This is a genomic window from Nitrosopumilus sp., from assembly GCA_029862745.1.
GTDB lineage: Archaea > Thermoproteota > Nitrososphaeria > Nitrososphaerales > Nitrosopumilaceae > Nitrosopumilus.
The window spans coordinates 46183-68528 of record JAOTWS010000002.1 but is presented as its reverse complement, the minus strand read 5'-3'; the positions used below and the strand labels follow the sequence as shown (position 1 = coordinate 68528).

Annotated in this window: 31 protein-coding genes and 2 tRNA genes; 19 read left to right on the top strand and 14 right to left on the bottom strand. The window is 31.5% G+C overall.

Annotation, left to right across the window (positions count from 1 at the left end):
* The first annotated feature begins 43 nt into the window (after window positions 1-43).
* Genes OEM44_02270 through cobJ form a run of 6 tightly spaced genes read left to right on the top strand, consistent with a single transcriptional unit; the run spans window position 44 to window position 5200 of the window.
* Window positions 44-322 (top strand): hypothetical protein, encoded by a 279-nt coding sequence (locus OEM44_02270; GenBank protein MDH3515626.1) that lies wholly within the window; start codon window positions 44-46, stop codon window positions 320-322.
* A 1-nt stretch (window position 323) separates the two neighbouring features.
* Entirely contained in the window at window positions 324-641 is a 318-nt protein-coding gene (locus OEM44_02265; GenBank protein ID MDH3515625.1) for a transcription factor S, read from the top strand.
* Between the two features lie 34 nt (window positions 642-675).
* Window positions 676-1422: a proliferating cell nuclear antigen (pcna) gene (pcn, locus tag OEM44_02260; protein MDH3515624.1), complete on the top strand. Its 747-nt coding sequence runs from the start codon at window positions 676-678 to the stop codon at window positions 1420-1422.
* A gap of 35 nt (window positions 1423-1457) precedes the next feature.
* On the top strand, window positions 1458-2861 hold the full coding sequence (locus tag OEM44_02255; protein ID MDH3515623.1) for an aspartate kinase: 1404 nt from the start codon (window positions 1458-1460) through the stop codon (window positions 2859-2861).
* A 37-nt stretch (window positions 2862-2898) separates the two neighbouring features.
* Complete coding sequence (locus OEM44_02250; protein ID MDH3515622.1) at window positions 2899-4359, top strand: hypothetical protein; 1461 nt, start codon at window positions 2899-2901, stop codon at window positions 4357-4359.
* A 46-nt stretch (window positions 4360-4405) separates the two neighbouring features.
* Window positions 4406-5200, top strand: a complete 795-nt coding sequence (gene cobJ / locus OEM44_02245; GenBank protein ID MDH3515621.1) for a precorrin-3B C(17)-methyltransferase — start codon at window positions 4406-4408, stop codon at window positions 5198-5200.
* Here the strand turns inward: cobJ and OEM44_02240 are convergent.
* Window positions 5197-6243, bottom strand: coding sequence for a tyrosine--tRNA ligase (locus tag OEM44_02240; protein MDH3515620.1), 1047 nt, complete (start codon window positions 6241-6243; stop codon window positions 5197-5199). The genes cobJ and OEM44_02240 overlap by 4 nt on opposite strands.
* Before the next feature lie 93 nt (window positions 6244-6336).
* Between OEM44_02240 and OEM44_02235 the strand changes: the two genes are divergently transcribed.
* A complete protein-coding gene (locus tag OEM44_02235; GenBank protein MDH3515619.1) occupies window positions 6337-6546 on the top strand; it encodes a hypothetical protein in 210 nt (69 codons plus the stop codon).
* 261 nt (window positions 6547-6807) lie between these two features.
* Here OEM44_02235 and OEM44_02230 read toward each other — a convergent pair whose 3' ends face one another.
* A complete protein-coding gene (locus tag OEM44_02230) occupies window positions 6808-7380 on the bottom strand; it encodes a hypothetical protein (protein ID MDH3515618.1) in 573 nt (190 codons plus the stop codon).
* An 82-nt stretch (window positions 7381-7462) separates the two neighbouring features.
* Here OEM44_02230 and OEM44_02225 point away from each other — a divergent pair, with 82 nt between their 5' ends.
* Together OEM44_02225 and OEM44_02220 are read left to right on the top strand one after the other, a co-directional pair.
* Window positions 7463-8545 (top strand): DegT/DnrJ/EryC1/StrS family aminotransferase, encoded by a 1083-nt coding sequence (locus OEM44_02225; GenBank protein ID MDH3515617.1) that lies wholly within the window; start codon window positions 7463-7465, stop codon window positions 8543-8545.
* Window positions 8542-9018 (top strand): tetrahydromethanopterin S-methyltransferase subunit A, encoded by a 477-nt coding sequence (locus OEM44_02220; protein ID MDH3515616.1) that lies wholly within the window; start codon window positions 8542-8544, stop codon window positions 9016-9018. The genes OEM44_02225 and OEM44_02220 overlap by 4 nt, the downstream gene beginning before the upstream one ends.
* Here OEM44_02220 and OEM44_02215 read toward each other — a convergent pair.
* From OEM44_02215 to OEM44_02205, 3 genes are read right to left on the bottom strand one after another with little or no spacing between them, the layout of a single operon-like run.
* Window positions 9015-9371 carry a dUTPase gene (locus OEM44_02215; GenBank protein ID MDH3515615.1) on the bottom strand — a complete coding sequence of 119 codons (357 nt, stop codon included), beginning with the start codon at window positions 9369-9371 and terminating at the stop codon, window positions 9015-9017. The genes OEM44_02220 and OEM44_02215 overlap by 4 nt on opposite strands.
* Before the next feature lie 39 nt (window positions 9372-9410).
* Window positions 9411-10304: a PfkB family carbohydrate kinase gene (locus OEM44_02210; GenBank protein ID MDH3515614.1), complete on the bottom strand. Its 894-nt coding sequence runs from the start codon at window positions 10302-10304 to the stop codon at window positions 9411-9413.
* Between the two features lie 17 nt (window positions 10305-10321).
* Complete coding sequence (locus OEM44_02205; protein MDH3515613.1) at window positions 10322-10765, bottom strand: hypothetical protein; 444 nt, start codon at window positions 10763-10765, stop codon at window positions 10322-10324.
* A 130-nt stretch (window positions 10766-10895) separates the two neighbouring features.
* Here OEM44_02205 and OEM44_02200 point away from each other — a divergent pair, with 130 nt between their 5' ends.
* Window positions 10896-11381 (top strand): hypothetical protein, encoded by a 486-nt coding sequence (locus OEM44_02200; GenBank protein ID MDH3515612.1) that lies wholly within the window; start codon window positions 10896-10898, stop codon window positions 11379-11381.
* Here the strand turns inward: OEM44_02200 and OEM44_02195 are convergent.
* Window positions 11374-11565 (bottom strand): hypothetical protein, encoded by a 192-nt coding sequence (locus tag OEM44_02195; GenBank protein ID MDH3515611.1) that lies wholly within the window; start codon window positions 11563-11565, stop codon window positions 11374-11376. The two genes, OEM44_02200 and OEM44_02195, sit on opposite strands and share 8 nt — an antisense overlap.
* Window positions 11566-11638: 73 nt before the next feature.
* On the opposite strand from OEM44_02195, the gene OEM44_02190 reads away from it, so the two are divergent.
* The gene (locus tag OEM44_02190) at window positions 11639-11770 is read left to right on the top strand and encodes a hypothetical protein (GenBank protein MDH3515610.1); all 132 of its coding nucleotides are present in this window, start codon (window positions 11639-11641) and stop codon (window positions 11768-11770) included.
* Here the strand turns inward: OEM44_02190 and OEM44_02185 are convergent.
* Both OEM44_02185 and OEM44_02180 read right to left on the bottom strand, forming a co-directional pair.
* The gene (locus tag OEM44_02185; GenBank protein MDH3515609.1) at window positions 11757-12653 is read right to left on the bottom strand and encodes a hypothetical protein; all 897 of its coding nucleotides are present in this window, start codon (window positions 12651-12653) and stop codon (window positions 11757-11759) included. The two genes, OEM44_02190 and OEM44_02185, sit on opposite strands and share 14 nt — an antisense overlap.
* Window positions 12654-13130 carry a peptidylprolyl isomerase gene (locus tag OEM44_02180; protein ID MDH3515608.1) on the bottom strand — a complete coding sequence of 159 codons (477 nt, stop codon included), beginning with the start codon at window positions 13128-13130 and terminating at the stop codon, window positions 12654-12656.
* Window positions 13131-13372: 242 nt separating this feature from the next.
* Here OEM44_02180 and OEM44_02175 point away from each other — a divergent pair, with 242 nt between their 5' ends.
* Both OEM44_02175 and OEM44_02170 read left to right on the top strand, forming a co-directional pair.
* A complete protein-coding gene (locus OEM44_02175; GenBank protein ID MDH3515607.1) occupies window positions 13373-13603 on the top strand; it encodes a hypothetical protein in 231 nt (76 codons plus the stop codon).
* 82 nt (window positions 13604-13685) lie between these two features.
* Complete coding sequence (locus OEM44_02170) at window positions 13686-14153, top strand: hypothetical protein (GenBank protein ID MDH3515606.1); 468 nt, start codon at window positions 13686-13688, stop codon at window positions 14151-14153.
* Between the two features lie 220 nt (window positions 14154-14373).
* Here the strand turns inward: OEM44_02170 and OEM44_02165 are convergent, their stop codons facing one another.
* The 3 genes from OEM44_02165 to bluB all read right to left on the bottom strand — a co-directional run bounded on the left by OEM44_02165 (window position 14374) and on the right by bluB (window position 15785).
* Complete coding sequence (locus OEM44_02165) at window positions 14374-14904, bottom strand: NAD(P)H-dependent oxidoreductase (protein ID MDH3515605.1); 531 nt, start codon at window positions 14902-14904, stop codon at window positions 14374-14376.
* A gap of 53 nt (window positions 14905-14957) precedes the next feature.
* Window positions 14958-15050 (bottom strand) — tRNA-Arg (locus OEM44_02160).
* Window positions 15051-15074: 24 nt separating this feature from the next.
* Entirely contained in the window at window positions 15075-15785 is a 711-nt protein-coding gene (gene bluB / locus OEM44_02155) for a 5,6-dimethylbenzimidazole synthase (protein ID MDH3515604.1), read from the bottom strand.
* 77 nt (window positions 15786-15862) lie between these two features.
* Here bluB and OEM44_02150 point away from each other — a divergent pair.
* Window positions 15863-15936: transfer RNA gene (locus tag OEM44_02150), tRNA-Val, on the top strand.
* A gap of 8 nt (window positions 15937-15944) precedes the next feature.
* Here the strand turns inward: OEM44_02150 and OEM44_02145 are convergent.
* Window positions 15945-16436 carry a hypothetical protein gene (locus OEM44_02145; protein ID MDH3515603.1) on the bottom strand — a complete coding sequence of 164 codons (492 nt, stop codon included), beginning with the start codon at window positions 16434-16436 and terminating at the stop codon, window positions 15945-15947.
* A gap of 81 nt (window positions 16437-16517) precedes the next feature.
* Here OEM44_02145 and OEM44_02140 point away from each other — a divergent pair, with 81 nt between their 5' ends.
* Window positions 16518-17015 (top strand): CopD family protein, encoded by a 498-nt coding sequence (locus tag OEM44_02140; protein ID MDH3515602.1) that lies wholly within the window; start codon window positions 16518-16520, stop codon window positions 17013-17015.
* Here the strand turns inward: OEM44_02140 and rtcA are convergent.
* Entirely contained in the window at window positions 16995-18017 is a 1023-nt protein-coding gene (rtcA, locus tag OEM44_02135; GenBank protein MDH3515601.1) for an RNA 3'-terminal phosphate cyclase, read from the bottom strand. The two genes, OEM44_02140 and rtcA, sit on opposite strands and share 21 nt — an antisense overlap.
* Window positions 18018-18078: 61 nt before the next feature.
* Here rtcA and OEM44_02130 point away from each other — a divergent pair, with 61 nt between their 5' ends.
* The 3 genes from OEM44_02130 to OEM44_02120 are packed head-to-tail and all read left to right on the top strand — an operon-like array spanning window position 18079 to window position 20565.
* Window positions 18079-18573 (top strand): nicotinamide-nucleotide adenylyltransferase, encoded by a 495-nt coding sequence (locus OEM44_02130; GenBank protein ID MDH3515600.1) that lies wholly within the window; start codon window positions 18079-18081, stop codon window positions 18571-18573.
* A gap of 39 nt (window positions 18574-18612) precedes the next feature.
* A complete protein-coding gene (locus tag OEM44_02125) occupies window positions 18613-19758 on the top strand; it encodes an alanine--glyoxylate aminotransferase family protein (protein MDH3515599.1) in 1146 nt (381 codons plus the stop codon).
* A 42-nt stretch (window positions 19759-19800) separates the two neighbouring features.
* The gene (locus tag OEM44_02120; GenBank protein MDH3515598.1) at window positions 19801-20565 is read left to right on the top strand and encodes an FKBP-type peptidyl-prolyl cis-trans isomerase; all 765 of its coding nucleotides are present in this window, start codon (window positions 19801-19803) and stop codon (window positions 20563-20565) included.
* A gap of 1 nt (window position 20566) precedes the next feature.
* Here OEM44_02120 and OEM44_02115 read toward each other — a convergent pair whose 3' ends face one another.
* The gene (locus OEM44_02115) at window positions 20567-21631 is read right to left on the bottom strand and encodes a sn-glycerol-1-phosphate dehydrogenase (GenBank protein MDH3515597.1); all 1065 of its coding nucleotides are present in this window, start codon (window positions 21629-21631) and stop codon (window positions 20567-20569) included.
* A 75-nt stretch (window positions 21632-21706) separates the two neighbouring features.
* Between OEM44_02115 and psmB the strand changes: the two genes are divergently transcribed.
* The gene (gene psmB / locus OEM44_02110; protein ID MDH3515596.1) at window positions 21707-22339 is read left to right on the top strand and encodes an archaeal proteasome endopeptidase complex subunit beta; all 633 of its coding nucleotides are present in this window, start codon (window positions 21707-21709) and stop codon (window positions 22337-22339) included.
* Window positions 22340-22346: the final 7 nt, after the last annotated feature.

Here is a 22346-nt window from a genome sequence, read left to right as displayed (position 1 = left end):
CTCATAATGATTTATATCCGCAATAAGTGCTTTTTCTGAATACATGAACGCTCAAGTGATCAGTTCTGAACCCAAAGAAATTAGCCTCTCAATCACAGAGACTGATATAGGAATTCTATACATTATTCAACACGAGCTTCTAAAAGCATCAAATATTGATTTTGCAGGAGTTATTGTAAAGCACCCTCTTACCAATGAATGTTGGATGAGAATCAATTCAACTACAAAACCATTGGGTGAAATTAAAAAAGCAACCGATTCAGCAATAAAGATGGCAAAGGAGTTCAAACAATTATTCAATTCCAAAGTTCAGGTTAAGTAGATTGAAGTTTTGCCCAAAATGTGAGGTCAAATTAAAAAAAGGTGATTTAGGCCTTCAATGTAATTTGTGTGGTTATGTTGAAGGACAAAAAATAAAACAAATAAAAAAAATTATTGATGAAGAAGAACCAGATTTTTCATTGTTAGCATTTGAAGGAAATGAAGGAGAGAATACAAATCCAACAATCAAACTAGATTGTGAAAAATGTGGACATGACGAGGCAGTTTGGTGGATGTTTCAAACAAGAAGTGCCGATGAACCTACAACAAGATTTTATCGTTGTCAAAAATGTAAGTACACTTGGCGTGATTACACATAAGGTTTAACTGGAACATAAACTCAAGAAAACTGATTTGACTTTTGAAGCAAAAACAAGTGGTTCAGATGATCTAAAGGCAATAATATCTGCAATATCCACACTTGTTGAAGAAGCTACTTTTGTTGCAACTACAGAAGGAATTACTTTTAGAGGAATGGATCCATCACATGTTGCACTAATTGATATATCATGGCCCAACTCTGCATTTGAAAAATATGAATGCGATAGTGATATTAAATTTGGAGTAAGAATAGATGAGTTTTCAAAACTTATCAAAAGAGCAGACAAAAAAGATAGCATAGAAATTAGTATATCTGAACAAAACATGTTACTTGTAACAGTTGGAAAAAATAAAAAATATAAAATGCGTTTAATTGAAAGCTCTGCAACTGATACACCATTACCAAAAATTCCATATGATTCTAAAATTATTTTATCATCTTCAAAATTTGATAAAATACTTGGTGATGTTCAAGTTGTATCTGATTATCTAACAATACATACATCTGATTCAAAAGGAGATTTTTCAGGTAAAGGTGATTCTGGTGAAGTTGTAATTGAACTTGACAAGGATGCTGAAGAGATTGAAGAAATTTCTTCAAAAGAGGATAGTGTGGGTACTTACAGCCTTGAATATCTTAATCCAGTTGTTAAAGCAGTAGGAACTACTGTAGGTTTTATTACATGTGAATTTTCAAGCGCAAAACCTCTGAGAATTGAGTTCAAGGTAGCAAATATTGGCAGAATTCACTTTTACTTGGCTCCACGTGTGGAAAGTTAAAGCATTTAAAGATTAAACAATTCAAGTATTTTGAATTGAAATTAGTAATAAAATACAGCGGAACATCAATTTCCACTTCAAAAGACATCCAAGCTGTGGCTAAATATATTAATCAATTATCAAAAAAAGATCAAATCGTAGTTATTTGTTCTGCAGTTAGTGGAATCACCGATGATCTTATAGAAATATCTGAGTCTATAAAAAAAGAAAATAAATCAAAAGCGGAACAACTTGCATCAAAAATTATCAACAGACATAAACAATTAGCAAAACAAACAATCAAAAAATCAGATTTACAAAAAAAAATAGTATTAAAACTAGATCAAGATTTTTCTGAACTTCTTGCATTAATTGATGGAATGGTGTTGCTAGGTGAAGTTACTCCAAGATCAATGGATTATATGATTTCCTTTGGTGAAAGATTATCGATGAAATTAATTTCATCAGCAATCAATGATTTGGGAAATAAATCTCTTCCTCTAACTGGCAAAGAAGTAGGAATTGTCACTGATTCCAAATATGGTGAGTCTAAACCATTAATGGATACAACCAGATTGAGAATATCAAAAACAATTGATTCTTTATTCTCAAAGAAAATAATTCCTGTAGTTGGTGGATTTTCAGGTGCTGATCAACATGGACATATAACAACATTTGGTAGAGGAGGTTCGGATTATTCTGCAACAATTATTGGTTCTTGTATTAAAGCTGATGAGATTTGGCTCATGAGTGATATCAATGGATTAATGACTGCAGATCCAAAGATTGTCAAAAATGCAAAATTACTCAAAGAAGTATCATACATAGAAGCAATTGAAATGGCTTTATTTGGTGCAAAACAGATACATCCACGAACATTTGAGCCACTACTATCTAAGAAAATTCCAATGAGGATTAGAAGTTCTTTCAATACTACAAATCAAGGAACGCTAGTTAGGGCATCTACTTCTGCATCTATTAAAAATACTGTAAAATGTGTTAGTAATGTTCGAAATAATGGGTTAATTGATGTTCAAGGTGGTAGTATGGTTGGAACACCTGGTACAGCTGCAAAAATATTTCAAACATTAGCAAAAGCTGGAATCAATGTAATGATGATTTCCCAAAACCCTTCTGAATCAAGCATAACAATTGTTGTAAAGAACGATGACCTTGACAAAGCAGTTAGTGCCTTGGAAATGGAGTTACTCGGGAAAATTATCAAAAAACTGGATGTTACTACAGATGTTGCCATTATTGCGTTAATTGGTTCAGGGATGAGGGGAACTGTTGGAGTTGCATCAAAAGTTTTTGGCGCAATTGAGAAAAACAAAGTAAACGTATCAATGATAACACAAGGGTCATCTGAGCTCAACTTGGCATTTGTTGTAAAAAATTCTGATACAGATGCAGCTGTACGTGCTTTACATGATGCATTTGCACTTGAAAAAATCCATTAAGATAAATCATTTAAGGGAACACAATAAATAAAATTTATTGAAAAAATTAATTGCTATTTTGATTATTGGAATTTTTGCATCCACTCTGATATTTGGATCTATATACACTGATCAATTTATTGATGCAGGATCCACAAAAAAAATTCACTTTACTCAAACTATAACATCTTCACAAGATCCTGGACAGGGACATGAAAATCACCAATTAGCACTTATTTTATCTCCAAATGAAGGAACTCTTTATGACGGTTCTATGACATTTACCTCAAGTGAACCTGTTCAGATTGTAGTTTTACATGAACTTAACTCCCAACAATCAAAAGGTCAACATGTCTGGACTGTTGATGGAAACACTGTTTATGGATTATCATTAATTGATCTACAAAAAAAATCAGATTCTTTCGAGTTTACTGGAGCTGCACTTGCATTACATTCTACTAATTCAAAAGAATTTACAGTAACTGTAAGTGTAGATGGTTGGATCAGAGGTCAACCAACTGAAGTAATAATGCAAAGAATTGAATTACAAAAAGATCCAGAATGGCCACTTTCAAGAGCAAATGTTCCAGCTACAATTCCAATGCATAAAGGGATCTATGAAGGTAATGAACTTCTTTACATTATAACAGATTCCAGTGATAAAGATTATGCAAAATTACTTTCAGAAAAACAACATTGGAATGTAGAGCTTGCTCCAAAAATTTCTAATGTGCCAGAACAACATCTTCAAAAATTATTTATTTTTAAAAATGGAATTAGAGATGATGGAATTTATGGATTTCAAAGTGAAGTATTTTCTAATACTCCATCACAAAATTCAGAATACAGTGCATTACGTTCCGTAATTGAAGTTTCGTGGAAGTTTGGTCAAAAACCAACAATATTTGAATCTGTAGATAACATAATCGCAGCTGAAAAAGGTGGTAGAATTGAATTTAATGAAACTGGAATTGTTCTTAATACCCCACAAATAATTTGGCCAGATGGACAAATGATAATCCGACCTGATAAAGAAATCACCAATGAAATGCTATTTGGTGTGGGCCAAATTACTGAAATAAACAAGAATGAAATGACTGTAACTTTTGTAGCTCACAGAGGATGGGGACCTAACGGAGAAACTATTTACTATATTGTAACCGATGCTACACCTTCAGGACCTGCAAAATCAATGGGAGTTATTTCATCTCCATCTTTATTAAATCTGATCGCAAATTCAGGATATAATGATCTTTTTCAATTTAAAAATGGAATTAAGGGAACAGGATCATTGGGATTTCAACCGGGAGTTGCTAGTACCTTACCTGGTGATGCAAATTATAGTCCAATATGGAGAATTTCCCTAGTTGAATGGAATAATATCAATTCTTCAAAAATTCTAGAAACAAAATCAGACATTGACTCATTTCATGCAGCTGATTTACTGTCTGTAAGTATTGCCAAACCTACTAACAGCGATCATGTTGTTAATTGTCCATTCATAGATCCATTCCAATAGACTTCACTAAAGGGATAAATTACTTAAGTAAAAAATTATTTTAAAATTGACTGGTAAACTCCACATTGTTGGTGTTGGCCCTGGCCATCACGATCATATGACATTTAGAGCAAAAGAAGTTATTGCTAAAAGTGACACAATTGTTGGATATGAAACTTATGTGAATTTAGTCCAAGATCTCATTGAAGGTAAAACTGTTTATCGTTATGCAATGACACAAGAAGTTGAAAGAGCTCATCAATGTATTGATCTTGCAAAATCTGGAAAAATAGTATCGTTGGTCTCAAGTGGAGATCCTGGAATTTATGGTATGGCTGGATTAATTTATGAAACACTTGCTGAGAGCGGTTGGGATCCTAAAGATGACCTGCAAGTTGAAATAATTCCAGGCGTATCTGCACTCAATTCATGTGCATCATTAATTGGTTCGCCATTAATGACTGACTTTGCAGTTGTTAGTATGAGTGATTTGTTGGTTCCATGGGAAATTATAGAAAAAAGAGTTGAGTCTGCAGCACAAGGTGATTTTGTAATTGTAATTTATAACCCTGCCAGTAAAAAGAGAATTCATCAATTACAAGATACTAGAAAAATTCTTCTGAAATACAGGAAACCTACAACTCCTGTTGCAATAATTAAAGGAGCATTCAGAGACTCTGAAACTATTGTTATAACTAATTTAGAGAATTTACCAAATTACTCTGACCAATTAGGTATGATCACTACAGTAATAATTGGAAACTCTTCAACATATACTTACAAAGATCTAATGATTAATCCAAGAGGATACAAATCAAAATATAATTTAGAAGAACAAACTAATCCTAATCTCAAAGTTTAATAGCTTTTCTTTATAACCTCAAAAATTTCTTCATGCAAATTGAGTTTATCTCGAATTGGCGAAATTATTTTCACCAAATAATTTCCCACTGTCTGTTTCAAATCACCTGGATGCAATTTTTTTTCAACGAAGTCTGTTTCCAATTGTGTATAATCTGAATATGATACATTACCACCAAATTTCTCAGGTCTTTCTACATTAATTTCATCAAATTCATGTAGAATTAAAGTTCTTGCAATTTCCAACAATGGATTATTTTGAATATTTGCCTCCTCACACCATGCTTTACTGATCTTTTTCTTTATTTCCTCATCTGTATTGTGAATAAATATACCTGAATTTGGATCTGATTTACTCATCTTGCCTAATATCTGAGAATCACTCATTCCAGTAGGTTTTGAAAGTCCTGGTAACAGTTTATGATGAATTGCAACAGGAACTCTCCATTTCATTTTAGGAAAAATTTCTCTGACTAACATGTGGATCTTTCTCTGATCCATTCCAGCATGAGCTATATCTACATCCAAAGAATGAATATCAACTGCTTGCATTGCAGGATAAAGTAATTTAGCCACATCAATTTTTTTATCATCCTCAGAACGACCCATAATTGTAAGTGTTCTCATTGTTCTGGCAATCGACATATGTTTTGTAAATTTAACAAGATCTGACCAATACTCTCTTTTTTCTTCATATAATTTTGATCCCAAAACAATTTCTACATCTGGACAAACTAACTTGAAAGCATCGTGATAATATTTTGAAACTTTGGATATAGCTTCCCAATCTCCCCCAAGTTTATCGTTAATAAGGGTGTGCCAATCTGCAAGAAAAACTGTACATTTTACACCTGCTTTTATAAAATCATTAATTTTGAAACCAGTACTGATCAAACTACCAAGATGCAAAAATCCAGAAATTTCTAATCCAATGTAATGTTTGGGTGATGAATTCGTTTTGAATAATTCGACTAATTCATTATGTGTTACTATTTCTTCCGTTGGTGATCTTTCCATTAGATCTATCTTTTCTGTTATATCCAAATCAAAACAACTTTTTAAAAGTAAACGTATAAAGTTATTTAAAATATTAATTTAATTTGTAAGCTTTGAATAGAAGATAAATTTTCAATAATTATGACTCTTGAAGAGGGATTAGAATTAATTGAAAGTTATAAGAAAGGATTAGAAAAATTTTTAGAAACGTTACCTGAACAATCAGTTCAATTAGGCTCAGAAATGATTCAAATCCTAACATTGAATTCTAAAAATGAAATAAAAAATTTAGAAGCCATTCAAAAAGCACTTAAAAGATCGCCAAAATGCGAATCTGATTTATCAACATAATTTCCTAAAATCTATTTTGCAATTTTTCTTGTGTTTTCTTAAATCATCTTAAGTATTAAAATTCAGTTCCACAATTTTGCATCTTTTTTTATTGCGTGCTTTTTACTCATATTTTTTAACCTGTCATGATGAACAAGAATTATTCTAGTTTTTACATTTTAATTCTTTTTTATTAGATTCAAATACCATCATATTCAAATTATCTCTACATATCAGAAATAGTTTTTTTAATACAAATTAATCCAAAAACCTACAATGTATTTATGATTTTGATTCGTCTAGACTTTTCCTAGGCTTTGTACTAAGATAAAATGCATGAGCACTGATAATAAAAGCTGCAAGGAATACTTTGGTTGCAAAAACCAAATTCCATGGTCTGTCTGGATCTGGATAAGCAACAGACAATTTATCTATATCTGGAACTAGACCATTAATGATTCCTGCAGTTATTTGTGCATTTAATACTGTAAAATTGTACAGTACTTCATATATTGTGATTATGGAAAATCCTAACAACATTAGCTGAAGTAATGCCATCTTTGTTCCAACTATTTTATCTCCTGCAGTCCTTCTCCAACCTATTCTTGAAACACAATACCATCCAATTATTGTAGAAAAAAATATCCAAGTTGATACTCTAGCAAAATTTTCAAATGGAACAGCTGTATTATGAATTGCTTCCCCCATAACATAAGTTCCATTTTCTATCCATTCTGTCATAGTAACATACACACCAAAAACTAGAGTTGATAACATAACGAATCCACAAATATAGAAAACATATAGATAGACTTTGTAACTTGAGTCAGATTTTTCTAGATGTCGAGATTTCATAATGTCGATTGACAAATTTTGAAATATAAAAATTCATGTTTATTTCAGGAGATTTATAGACTAGAATGAAAAACATCAATTATTGAAAATTGCAATTAATACGCCAATAATAGATAAAGAAGAGATATCTGTGGTTACATCTATTCTTAAAAATGGCGTTTTAACTTCCGCAGCTAAGAATGGAGGACCACACGTTCAAGCTTTTGAAAAATCTGTAGCCACTTTTGTAAAATCAAAATATGTGGTTGCAGTTAACTCGGGTACTGCTGCATTACAAACTGCTCTTTATGCACTAGATATAAAAAAAGATGATGAAATTTTAATACCGTCGTTTACTTTTGTTGCAACTGCAAATGCTATTGTTTCAACTGGAGCAAAACCTGTCTTTGTTGATATCTCAAAAGAGAATTATACAATAGACCCTGCTGATCTAGAAAAAAAAATTACAAAAAAAACACGTGCAATTATCCCAGTTCATCTTTATGGAAATATATCTAATATAGAAAGATTATCTGAAATTTCAAAAAAACACAATCTTCCAATAATTGAAGACTCTGCCCAATCCTTAGGAAGTACATATAAAGGAAAACATGCTGGTACTTTCTTTGAAATGGGGTGTTGGAGTATGTATCCCGCAAAAGTAATGACCTCAGGTGAAGGTGGTTTTATTGCAACTAATGATAAAAAACTTAGAGAGAAACTACTAATGGTTAGAAATCATGGAATGGTTAATGGATATGATACTAGAATTTTAGGATTGAATTTACGATTACCTGAAATTAGTGCAGCAATTGCTACTGTACAAATGAAAAAACTTCCAAATTTTTTAAAATCTAGAAAGAAGAACGCAGAACTCTTAACAACATTACTATCTGATCTTAAAGTTATACTTCCGCATCAGAAAAAAAATGAACATGTTAATTGGTATCTTTATACAATTGCAACTAAAAAGCGCAATAATCTTTTGAAAAAATTAAATCAAAAGGGAATAGGTGCAGCATCTTATTATTCCACACCAGTTCACAAAACCCCCTTTTACAATATAAAAACTAAACTTTCAGTTACTGATTGGGCTGCTGCACATGTTCTATCTTTACCAGTTCATCCAAAAGTAACTCAAAAAGATATTGAATTTATTAGTAAATCTATTCATGAATTACTGTGAATGTTATAGATGAGATTATTGGAGAATTATGCAAAATCATATTGCCAATACCTGAGGAGTGCTACTTTGGTGACCATGAATCTTCAATAGCGATATGCACTCTTTCAAGCATGAATTTACTCAAAAAGTTTGCAAATTCTGAAATTCTAAATAACATTTCAATAGTAGGAAGACTTTTTTCTGAAAATAAGGGAATTGATTCAATTATTGAATATGTCAATAAAAACCAAAAAATTAAAACTCTCATAGTTTGTGGAAAAGATGTTTCTGGCCATAAAGCTGGTCATTCTTTATTTGAATTACACAAAAATGGAATTGATAAGAATAAAAGAATAATAAATTCAACTAGTCCGTATCCATATCTTTCTGTTTCACAATCTAAAATACAATATTTCCAAAATAATGTAACTCTTGTAAATTTAATCAACGAAACTAACTATGAAACAATTTTGAATAAAATTAATTTTTTTTAATAACTATTTCTCTGTCTTTCTAGATTGATTTCATTTTTCTTTTTATATTCTTCCAAAATAGTATCTGGGGTAAGATTTAACTCTAAAGATGCCTGTACAACAAAATGCCAGATATCAATTAATTCTTCTCTTGCTTCTGCATGATCGAATTCAACTGGTGATTTCCACCATTTCCAGTTAGTTGTCCTTTGTAACTCTACTGCTTCATGGATTATTGCAGTGCATAAAGCAGAAATTCTACCTTCAGAGTCTTTAGGATATCTATCTAATTTCATCATATTAGACAGGTTTTCCTGAAGTTTGAAAATTGTATCTAACCTATCTTTGTCTTTTTCAAACATTTCTTTTGACAATTGTAAATTAATTTGAGAAATAATTGAACTTAAATCTTTTTAGAATCGAATCATCTTTTCATAACTCTTAACTCGTTTTGTAATATCACCATTTTTTATCTTTAGCAGGCCATCTAAACCATATCTTTCAACTGCAAATGATCCTAACACATTTCCATAAACTGCAGCTTTTTTAATATCTGATACGCTAGTTGATTTCTTACTTGCTAGATATCCTATCATCGCACCTGCAAAAGAATCTCCTGCACCTGTTGGATCCACAACATCTTCTAACGAAAAACCTGCCGTTGGAAAAATCATATCATCATAAAACATCAAGGAACCATGTTCTCCCTTTTTGATAATCACATATTTTGCTCCCCATCGCATCATTTTTTTTGCACATTTTATCAAATTGAATTCTTTTGTGAGGAGTTTTGCTTCATCATCATTAATTACAACTGCATCTACAGCTTTAATCATTTTAATTACTGCCTCTCGTTTTGTAGAAATCCAAAAATCTATTGTATCACACATTGAAAATTTTACTTTATCAAATTCTTTGATCAATGAAATGTTTTGTTCAGGATCATTGTTAGCAAGATATACAAATTGAGAGCTTCTATAAGCCTCAGGTACGGTTGCTTTAAAATTTGCAAGTACGTTTAACTCTGTTTTTAACGTTGATCTAGTACTTAATGTATCATCATATTTACCATCATAACGAAATGTTTTACCGTCTTTAATAGTCAATCCTTGTAAGTCAAGATACTTGGATAAAATTTTATGATATTGTCCTGGGAAATCTTTTCCAACAACTGCAATTAATCCTGTGTCTACAAAATTACTTGCTGAAATTGCTGCAAATGTTGCTGCCCCACCTAGAATATTCTTCAATGTTTTTCTTGGAGTTCTGATAGTATCTAGTGCTGTTGAACCAAAAACAGTAAGCATTTGGTAAGAAACTAATTTTAATGTATAAATTCCCTTGCCTGTTCCTGTGTTGGATAATATACAAATGGAACCTCAATAGATGCAACAACTAGATCATATTTTGTTACCCCTGTAATCTTTACCAATTGTGATTCTTCGTTTGTATTAGGATCTGTATGAAAAGTACCTTTAACAAAAGTATGGTTTAATGGATATAATGTAAATATCTCTAACTGACCTTTTCCAATGATCTCATCATTAGCTATTACAAAAAATTCAGTTTCTCCTGCAGTCATTGTTAGTAATGACGGATTTTCAAAACGTAATTCAACATTGTAGTTTGAACCATTTTCAGTTTTATCTAATAATTCACTTTGAGAAATACTCATACCTATTTGTGACGCAGAGGCATATTGTGAATATCCAAAAATGCTCATACCTAGTAAAAATAGAATTATACCTACCTTTTTGGACGATTTCATAACTAACATTTTCAAATTTACATTTTAAATCAAAAGGGAAAAAATCCCAATAAATTGTGTAAAAGTTTTGATCTAATCTTTAAGCACATTAGATCTAACAGAATAAATCAAAACTATGTGATTATCTGTAGTGGCAAGAATCAAACTTAAGCTAGGGGAAAATGAGATTGAGGTTGACTCTAGAGATTTTTATGTAGATAATCAAACCTTGGGAGAAATCATTGATAACATTTCACAGCATTTACCAGATAATCAAGCAAAAATCGTTTATGAAACCGATTCCATTCAAAAACCAACTGAATCTGGGCACAACACTCACTTTGGTCTAGAACATCTAGATGATGCTGAAGCATATGAGCCAGAATTTAATGAACCAAGATACATTACCCCTCATGAAATTAAATCAAAATTAAGAATTTTAGAGACAAGTAGATTCTTTGATTCTCCAAGAACAGTCACTGAAACTGTACAACAACTCAGAGAATATGGGTGGGCTACAGGCCCATTGGATGTATCGAAAGCTTTAGCAAAAATGGCTTTAAATAAAGAAATTATGAAAAATTCTAGTGAAAATAGAACCCATTATTTTACTCAAGAACTACTAGTAACTAACTAAAATAATAATTACATTTTTCACAGTTAGAAAAAACTTCACCATCTAAATGATCAAAATGAGTATTACATTGTTTACAAGTATGATGCATATCAAAATATCCGTCATCTTCCACTTGTCCAACTCTATTTGATTCAAGTTCAATACTTTTGCATTTTATACAATGACAACTGCATTCAATTTTCATGAATTATTCTCCAACAATGTATGTATAATTGTAATACATATACAAATTATTGGAAAAGAAAAGGGAGATTCCCTTGGAAATTGATGACCATTTCAAACTTTTTGGGAAAGAACCATGGGAAGTAGAATATGGAGAAAAATGCCCTGTTTGTGATGTCCGAATCGATGAATATGGCTTTTGTAGTTGTGGTTCTAGTGGAGATTGAATTTTTGAATAAATGGTACCAAAAATACCATTAAAAATCCTATTACAAGTGGAGCAATAATAGGAAATTCAGGAATTGCTGTAGTTCCTATGATTACAATTTCTCCCGATGTTTCCGGTTTCATATTAAGCCAAACATGAGTTCCGTTGTTGTTATATTCATGAAAATAAATTTTTTCATCATTAAGAAATACTGAATATGGTTTCCATAACAATTCCAATGGAATTAATGTTGTTACAAATCTATCTTCATCAGAGACATTAAAAGTAATACTTTTTGTTGGTTGATCAAAATTAAATTTTTCAATATTAGAGTGACTGTTAATTTCTACTATAAACTGTTTTTCCTCCCATTTCACATTTTCTAAAATTTTTGGTTCATTGATAGAATATTCTAAAACCATTTGGCATCCATGACATGTAATTCCTTTTTTTTCATCCAAGTATACCGGACTACCATTTGCAAAAATCAGATCAACCTCTTCAGGCAAAATAAACGAAGTTGTTTCAAGATATCTAAAATTCCATGCCAAAACATTATTTTCTTGAATGAGTGCATCTTCAATATTGTATTTTAAAATAGAATTTTCATTAGATGGCATTATCAATACCCCATTATTGGCTCCAATAACTGAGAATTGTTGTTCTTTACCATGTTCATTTGTTACTTGAATATTTGAGATGGTTCCATTAACTAATTCAACCTGTTTTGGTGTGTTTGCTGGGTTTATCACATGCTTAACGTGAACGTCACCTGCTGAATTTATGACCACTTCAACAGATCTCTGTACGGCTTTTTCTCCCACTGAAATTTGTGCGTTAACCATAGGAATTATAGATATTATCAATAAAATTACTAAAAAACCAAAGATCTTTACTTCCATTTATTCCACTGTTACACTAATCATAGATACTTTTTCTAAAGGGCAGTCATTACCATCTCTTTGAAGATTTACAATTTTATCTGCAACATCCATTCCTTGAATTACTTCACCAAAAACAGTATATTGTCTGTCTAGGAATGTACTGTCAGATGTTACTATGAAAAACTGTGAACCTGCACTATCTGGATCTTGTGATCTAGCCATGGAAACTATGCCACGTAAATGAGATCTTGAATTGAATTCAGCCTTTATGTTGTATCCTGGTCCACCCATTCCCCATGAACCTTTGTTATTGGTCTTAGTATTAGGATCACCACCTTGAATCATGAATCCAGGAATTACTCTGTGAAAAAGAGTTCCATTGTAGAATCCATCTTTAGCTAATTTTTCAAAATTTCTTACAGTTTCAGGAGCCAACTCAGGCAAAAGTTTAAACGATATTTTTCCTAAGTTAGTTTCTATATTTACTGTGACCAACAAAAGATCAAATATAATTATATCATAAGAGTCTTGTGAAAAATTCTTCAAAATTTCTTACAGATTTTTAATGTATTTTAAAAAATTCATACACGCCAAACATTTCTTGTAGATATGCTATATGTAAAAACTTTTTAAGAATTTTCTTTTTTTCAAAGTCAAAATTTGGATTTATTAAATATTATAATTCTAAAATTTAGAAAGTTATAGTCTTATATAGAACAATTAAAATTTAGAATTCGTTGAATCGTACAAACCAAAGCACGATAATTAAAGAAGCAATTAATTCTTATCTTGACAAAGGGGTAACCGACAAGCAGGATATCTACACCAAAGTTGTTGATGAACTTGGTGTTCCAAGACCTACTGTAAGAAGAGTGGCACGAGATCTGAGAACCGAACTATTACAAAAGATCCAAATCTTACAATCTGACATGCCCAAAACAACTACTGCCTCTGAAGAAGACGAATAAATTCTGCTCTTTTTTCTTTTTAATTATATCTTTTTATGATTTTTAGCATTACCATTATAAATAATGAATTTTTAGAACAAATATGGGATATTTGGGAAATCATTTGGCCACTGTTTCTACAGGAATTTTTGCAGCTGTACTTACAGGACTTTGGGCATTTTGGGATTTATCACCAGTGCTGGATTTCGTATTTCTGATGGCTGTTCCAATAACATGGTTTATGGTTTTTACATGTTGGATATCTCAAAAAAGCACCGATTACATGCACAATCATGCTCCTTCTCATGCTAGAACTGAAAAAAAAAGCTTGATTAATACACAAACTATTCAAACAACAACTAGTGGTAATCAAATAGGTCTTTCAGAAATAAAACAAGTTCAATCTGAATTATCTACCGAACTTAATAGCTTAAAGGAATTTGTAAAACTAAAAGATGGTGAAATTGAAAGATTAAACCAAGAAATTTTAAATTTACAAACACTTGTTCAAATTGAATCATTAAAAGCAGAATTGACTAATCTTAAAATGTTAGCCTCTAAAAGAAAATAACTATATCTAATTTTTGCAGTGAGAACACTCTATGCCATGATTTTTCTTACAGCTAGGACAACTAACTGCTCCTCCATAATGACATTTACATGAACACAATTCTGTTGGATCTTTTTTCAAACTCATTAATTTCGTTACCATATAATGTTAATATTTTGGTTTTATTTTTTTAAAAACGAATAGATCTTTTATTTTAGATTATCTTTAACATATCAATACACTAGTTTCGATATAATTTAGAAGCTATTTGTAAAGTTTCGTCTACCATTTCTTTTAGTTTTTTCTGTCCATCTGTATCTGAAAAAGAATTTTCAGTAATACATTCTGTAGTAAGAAATACTGGTTTTGGGTTTGTTATTACTCTGAAATATGATAATAATTGTGTAACCAACGTTTGAACATTTATAAAACCAATTGTACCAGCGCCCAAAATTGTAATCCCTGCAACTTTTCCCAGAGTTTTTTTATAATTGATATATTCAAACAGATTTTTTAATGCTGAACTAAAAAATGAGTTATAGATCGGTGTACCAATTAACCATACATCTGCATTTGTAATATCATCAACTGCTGCCTTTGTAATATCGTTATATTCTTCATCTGGTCCTCTATAACATTCAATTTGACCTTCAGAAAGATTAATTAATTTTGTTTCTTGGTTTTTTGATTTAACATATTCATAGACATATCTCATAATTATTTGTGTATTAGAATTTTTTCTTGGACTACCAGAAATTACAACTATTTTCATATTTACAACTAATTGTCTCTATATTTAAATTCCAATAAAAATTTGAAACAAAACGGGTTTGGAGGGCTTCGATCCCTCGACCTGTAACTTAGGAGGCTACTGCGCTATCCATGTTTCGCGTCAAATTGACTCTGCGCCACAAACCCAGCAAAAAAAACATTCTTAATTATTTAAGCGTAATCCATATTTTCTTTGATCATATTTTGAATACTTTTCCAATTTTCATTTTCTTTATCATTCCATTTTTCAAAGTATATTACATCTTTCAAATCAAGTCTTGGTAACCAACCTACATTTTCAAGATCTGGTTTTTCTGCAAAATCTTCTACATACCCTAAACACAAGTATGCAACAGGAATAACATGGTCTGGTAATTCTAGAGTTTTTTTTAGCATTTCATTTGACAGTATACTTACCCATCCAAGACCAACACCTTCTGTTCTTGCTGATAACCACAAATTTTGAATTGCACAACATACACTATACAGACCAGCTTCTGGAATACTTGATCTACCAATTACAAATGGACCAAATTTTGTAGGATCATAAGTTACACAAAGATTTACCGGCGATTCTAAAATTCCTTCTAACTTAAATGAAAGATATTCTGATTTTTTTGGATTTTCTATTAATTGTGATGAACGATTTTTCTCTTTGTTAAATGATTCTTTGATTTTCTTTTTTGTTTCAATATTTTTTATTAAAACAAAATTCCACGGTTGAGAAAATCCTACTGATGGAGCATGATGTGCAGCATGAAGAATTTTTGATAAAATATCGTCTTCAATAGGTCTTGAGGTAAAATGTGATCTCACATCTCTTCTTGAATAAATTGCTTTGTAGAAACCTCTTTTCTCCTCTTCAGTAAAATCACTAGTCATCTATTTTATTCCTCTTTTCTTTTTATTCATTCTTTTGTTAAACGTTAATAATTCCCCCTCATGTCTTGTACTTCAATGGGCCGGTAGTCTAGCTGGTTAGGATACTGCCTCGACACGGCAGTGATCGTGAGTTCGAATCTCACTCGGCCCACTTTTTAATTAGTAACCAGTTTTGAATTCTTTCTCAGATTCACTCCATGAAGTTTGTGTAATAATCATCCCTTCAGCTGTAAAACTAGTAATTTTATCATTTATCATATCCTCATAGATTTCCGAATTTACATCAGATTTACTTAGAATAAACATATTTTTCAAAGGAACTTCTGCGCCTGAATAAATTGCTGCTCTTCCTGGCATAGCAATATCAGCTGTGGAATATAACCCTGAACCCAATAATACTCCATTACCATAAAGCTGATAATCTATTGTTGAAACGGTTAATGTTGTATCACTTGGATTTTTTATCAAAAATGTAACATCCATTTTTACTTGATTGTTTTCCAAGTTTATCTCTCTCAATTCTACATTTGTTAATTCAATTTTAACTTGTTCAAGGTCAACATTGTCCGATGTAAAGAAAACAATTCCACCCATTAACGCAAAGACTCCACCAATTGCCGCATAAACTGTCATTTTGCTTTGAAGTGCCATTTCAATGTCTACAGATTTGCACAACTAAAAAAGGTTGTCAAGATCCAAATACATAATATTTGAATTAAAATAGAATAATCTATGAGTGCAATAGAACAAGCTATTCTTACTTGGATTCATCTTGTTTCTGCAGCAATATGGGTTGGAGGCTCCCTTTTCATTGGAATTGTATTCTCACCACTTCTAAAAACGTTGAGCAACTCTGTTGAAGAAAGAATGCAAATAATGATTCGTGTTGGAAGACGATTTAACAAAATTGCAGTTCCGTCATTAATTATTCTCATGGCAACTGGATTGTATAGCTCATATGCCCTTCTTAGTAAACCGGATTTGCTTGTTGGAACAAGTTATGGCACATTTCTAATAATTAAAATAATACTTGTCGTTGCACTGATTGTAACTTATATAATTCATGTACGAGTTATTCGTAAAGATATAGAAGTTAAAATCATGTCTAACCAAATGTTAGCACCTGAAATTCAAAAATTAAGGAAAAAAATAATAATTCTAGGAGAAATTACTGTAGTTTTGTCAGTTGCAATACTATTTTTTGCATCATTACTTGATGCTGGAGTCTGAAATTCCTTTAATAATTATCTCAAATCCTCCGTTTATCTTCCTAACTCCATATTTACAACCTGTAATTTTTGATGTTACAAACAAATTTGTTTCCAAATGTTTTGTAATTTCTCTAACTTGAAATGTTGTTTTTTCATTTCCTAAACTTGCGGGAACAACCAACATGTCTGCTAAATTATCGTCTACTGCCAAAGAATTTATAAATTTACCAAATTCTACATCAAATCTTTGCATTTTTTTATCAAATAACGTATCAACTCCTATAATTGAATTTTCATCAATACTATAAATCAGCAACGATGCCCCTGAATCAATTGCTTCTTGATTTTTTATTTTAATCTCAACAATAAAATTCTTATCAACTAATTTTCTTTTAATCCATTCAATTTGATCCTTAATCTTCTCTTCTGATATTTTTGAAAATGTACAAATCAATTTTACATTATTAGTTGTTCTTTTTGTAAATGATATTGATTTTAAATGTGAAGGATATACTTGTAAACAAATTTCTCCTCCTCCTCTTGAATAATATCCACGTTTAGTTAATTTAAGTGAAAATTTTATTCCCATTCTAGAATATGCTTCTCTTAGAACATGTTGAGTATAATCAATTGTAGGACTCCAAAGAACATCTGTTCCACCTTTAATTATTAAATTAAGTTTTTTTTGAGAAATAGCAACAACAGGAATCAAAACTTGTAAAATTAATGAAATACTTCCAGCTGTTCTTACATCTTCAACTAATTCTAAACTTTCAATATTATTTGGAATAAATTTTAATTCTGTAGATCCAATCTCTGCTCCGATAACTTTAGCGTTTGCTATCTTTTGAAGAATTATTATTGCAGTAAGATGTTGTGGTCTTATTCCCGGAATTTTTCTATTTTCTCTAATATTTTCTAGATGAATTGGTTGTTTAGTGATACATGAAAGTATAATAGCCGAGCGGATAATTTGTCCACCACCCTCACCATATGCTCCATTGATTTTTAGAAAATCCACAATTGTTTTTGATAATTACTCTTTATGATAGTTTTTAAAAACAGTCCTTCTATATCTATTTATGAATGGCTTATTGATAGGAAGATTCCAACCTTTTCATTTAGGTCATCTTGAAGCTTTACGTTTTGCATTATCAAAAGTTGATAAATTATGGGTAGGCTTGGGCAGTTCTAACAAACCCATAGAAAAAAATAATCCATTTACTGCTGAAGAGCGAAAAGAAATGATTCTATCCTCAATTGATGATTCAATGAAAGAGAACATTTCTATTTTTTTTATCCCTGATGTAGACAATCATGTAAAATGGATTGAGAAAATAGATACAATAGTTCCAAAATTTGATATAATTTTTTCTAATGATGAGTTAACAAAACATCTGTATTCTAAAAGAACAACTCAAGTTGTTTCTATTCCATTTTTGAACAGAGATAAATTATCTGGAACCAATATCCGAGATCTAATTGTTAGCGATCAAAAATGGGAGGATCTTGTTCCTGAAGGTACAAAGAATTTCTTGATAAATACTAGTGCTAAAGAGCATTTAAAAAATCTCTAATTATAAATAAACCCCATATTGTATTGACACAGATAACATATGGAATATCTTTCAATGCTTCCTGGTCCAACAAATGTACCTAATAGAGTAATGAGAGCAATGCTTGCACCTATAATTAATCATAGAAGTGATGATTTTGTTGAATTATACACTGATGTTGTGAAAAAAACCCAACAAGTTTTTGAAACACAAAATGATATTGTTGCTTTATCTGCATCTGGAACTGGTGCAGTAGAAGCAGGTGTAGTAAATTTAGTTAAAAAAGGCGATAAAATTATCATTCCAATTAATGGAGAATTTAGTGGCAGACTGTCACAATTAATTGAGAATCAAGGAACTAATGTTATAAAACTTCAAACCCCACCAGGGCAAAATGCAACTTTTGATCAAGTAAAAGAAGCATTTGATAATAATAAAGATGTCAAAGCTTTCTATGTTGTTCACAATGAAACTTCAACAGGGACAATGGTAAATTATCTTGATAAAGTATCTGATTTAACATCAAGAAATGACGCATTCTATGTTGTAGATTCTGTTTCATTACTTGGTGGTGCACAACTTCCAGTTGATAAATGGAATATTGATGTATGCATGACTGGTGCACAAAAAGCAATTGCTGCCCCACCAGGTATTTCGCCAATTTCTGTTAGCGCTAAAGCCAAAAAATACATGATAGCAAATCCACCACCAACAATGTATTTCAATTTAGCAAGATATTTCAAATATTATGATGAGGAAAAACATACTCCTTTTACACCTGCACTTCCATTACTTTATGCATACCGAGAAGCATTATCCATAATGTTGGAAGAAGGATTACAAAATGTCTTTAAACGTCACAAGGTTTGTTCTGATGCGTTATATTCTGGATTGAGTGCAATGGGTCTTTCTCCATTTGCTAAAGAAGAGGATCGTTCAATTTCAATTGTAGCATTGAATTATTTGGATGGACTTGAAGACAAAACTTTCAGAAATACACTAGCTGATAAATTCAAAGTATTAGTTGCAGGTGGATTTGGAAATCTTAAAGGTAAAGTATTCCGAGTTGGATGTATGGGAGAAGTTAGTCCCTATCATGTAATGAGAACAATCTCCGCAATTTCATCCACCTTAACAATGATGGGATATGATGTAGATGCTCAAGTGGGACTGAAGACTGCAGAAGAAAAACTAAAAGCTCTTTAAAATCATGTTAACTTAATATAAGGAAATTCGAGACCGAACACATTGACTTTCAATAAAGGCTCATTAATTCTAATTGATTATACTGCAACGGTAAAAGACAGTAACGAGGTTTTTGATACAACCATTGAAGAAAATGCAAAAAAATATTCTATTCATGAACAAAATGTCAAATATCAACCAAAACTAGTTTCTATTGGTGAAATATCTTATCCTGTTCTGAAAGGATTGGATGAAGCACTTGCAAAAACCTCAGTTGGGGATAAACTAGTTGTTGAAGTAACACCTGACAAAGGTTTTGGTGAAAGAGATGCTGGCAAAGTTAGAATGATACCTGTTAGGAAATTGGGAGAAGATGCAGAAAAAGTTTCAGTAGGTGATACTATTGAAGTTGATAATAAAAGAGGAATTATTCGTTTTATTGGTTCTGGTAGAGTTCAAATAGATTACAACCATCGATATGCAGGAAAAACAATTGTTTTTGATGTAAATGTTATACAATCACTTGAATCCCCAAGTGATAAAATTGACTCAATTCTTAAAAATAGACTTCCGGTAGAAGACACAAAAATTTCGTTTGATTTGAAGGATAAAGAAGTAAATATCGTAATACCTGAAGAAATTTTACGTGCTGATGGTTTACAAATTATGAAACATTTTATCCAGCTAGATATTTTTAAATTTGTTCCAATTTTGGAAAAGATACACTTTGTTGAGACACATATTAATAAAAAAACTCAAGAAAAGAAATCTGAACCAAAAGAAGTACCTGAACCAAAAGAAGAAGTATCTAAACAAAAAACTGCTTAAATTAAATCACTTTACTAGACTTTGCAAGATTTCTTGCTCTTCTTTCTGTCATTTCTATTTCTTTTAGAATTGTATATCTTTCAGGCCTCAAGTCTTGCGCAATCATTAGTGCATCTATGATTTGCTCTTCGTTTAAACCAATTTGTTTTGCGGTTGTTGGAGCTCCTACATCTTTTAGTGTTTTTATAATTTTTTTCCAATCTTGACCTTGAAGTTTTGTAATCATTATTGCGCCCAATCCACATTTTTCACCATGAAGTCCTTTTCCAGGTGCAATTTTATCTAGTGCATGAGAAAAGAGATGTTCTGCACCAGAACATGGTCTACTGCTTCCAGCAATACAAGATGCAACTCCTGCACTAATGAGAGCCTCTACAATTACTCTTGCATCAAGTCCTTTCTTTGCATAATGACTTGATTTTTCCATTACTATCTTTGCACTCATTATGGCCAAATTTGCTGAATATCTCCCATAATACTCTCCAGTTTTATCACGTCCCAATTTCCAATCTTTTACTGCACATATGTTTGCCACAAGATCCCCACATCCACTTGCAAGTAATCTGGCGGGTGCTTTTTTGATTATGTCTATATCTACAAAAACACCTAAAGGAGCTGTTGCAATAATTGAATGGGGTTTGTCACTTTTTATTGAAACAAATGGACTTGCCATTCCATCATGTGATGCTGCCGTAGGCACACTAACAAATGAAATATCTAAATTAAAGGCAATTAGTTTTGCTGTATCTACAGAACGACCGCCACCTATACCAATTATTACATCACTACGATCTTTTTTCACCTCTTTTTGAATTTCATTTAAAGTGTTGATCTGATTATCTTTTGATGTATGCCAAGTAAATTTGATTTTTTTAAATTTTAATGATTTTTCAACTCTTTGTTTAATGATTTTTTTAACGTGAATTCCTGAAATTAGAGAAACTTTCTTTGGTTTAGTTAGATTATGTAGAAATTCTCCAAACTCACTAATATTTTTTTCACCTACAACAATCTGCCTTGGTAATTCCATTGTATGTGAATACATGCGATCATGATTTTTTCTCATTATTTATCATTTCAGGGGATCAAAAAGTTATTTAAAAGGGTTAGATGCCATTTACTTTATCTTAATAGGTGTATTTTGTCAAATAACGTTGAAGAAAAAATTCTGCATGGGACCACCACTGTAGGTATCAAGGCTAAAGACGGTGTTGTATTATGTGCTGATATGAGAGCTAGTGCTGGCTATTTTATTGCAAATAATAACACAATGAAAATTCAGAAAATCGATTTACATGCAGGATTAACTTTGGCTGGAGGCGTTGCAGATGCACAAAACATTGTTGATATTTTACGTTATCATTCTAATCTTCATAGAGTGGAAAAACAGGAACCAATCTCAATCCACTCACTTGCAAGACTTTGCTCTTTAATATTCCATCAGAATAGAGGTTATCCATTTATGGCTGATATCTTAGTTGGTGGTTTTGATGCAAATGGGCCTGCATTATTTAACATTGACATGTTTGGTTCAGTTGAGGAGAAATCATATGTTACAACTGGTAGCGGTTCACCAGTAGCATATGGTTTGCTTGAAGAAGAATACAAAAAAGATCTAACAATTGAGGAAGCCAAGAAAATTGCTTTACGAGCTGTTAAAGCTGCAATAGTTAGAAATATTGGTACTGGAGATGGAATTAACATCGCAGTAATGGATAAAGATGGATTCCGTCTTTTAACCGATGAACAAAAAAAAGCAGTCATCGAACTTTAGTGATTTA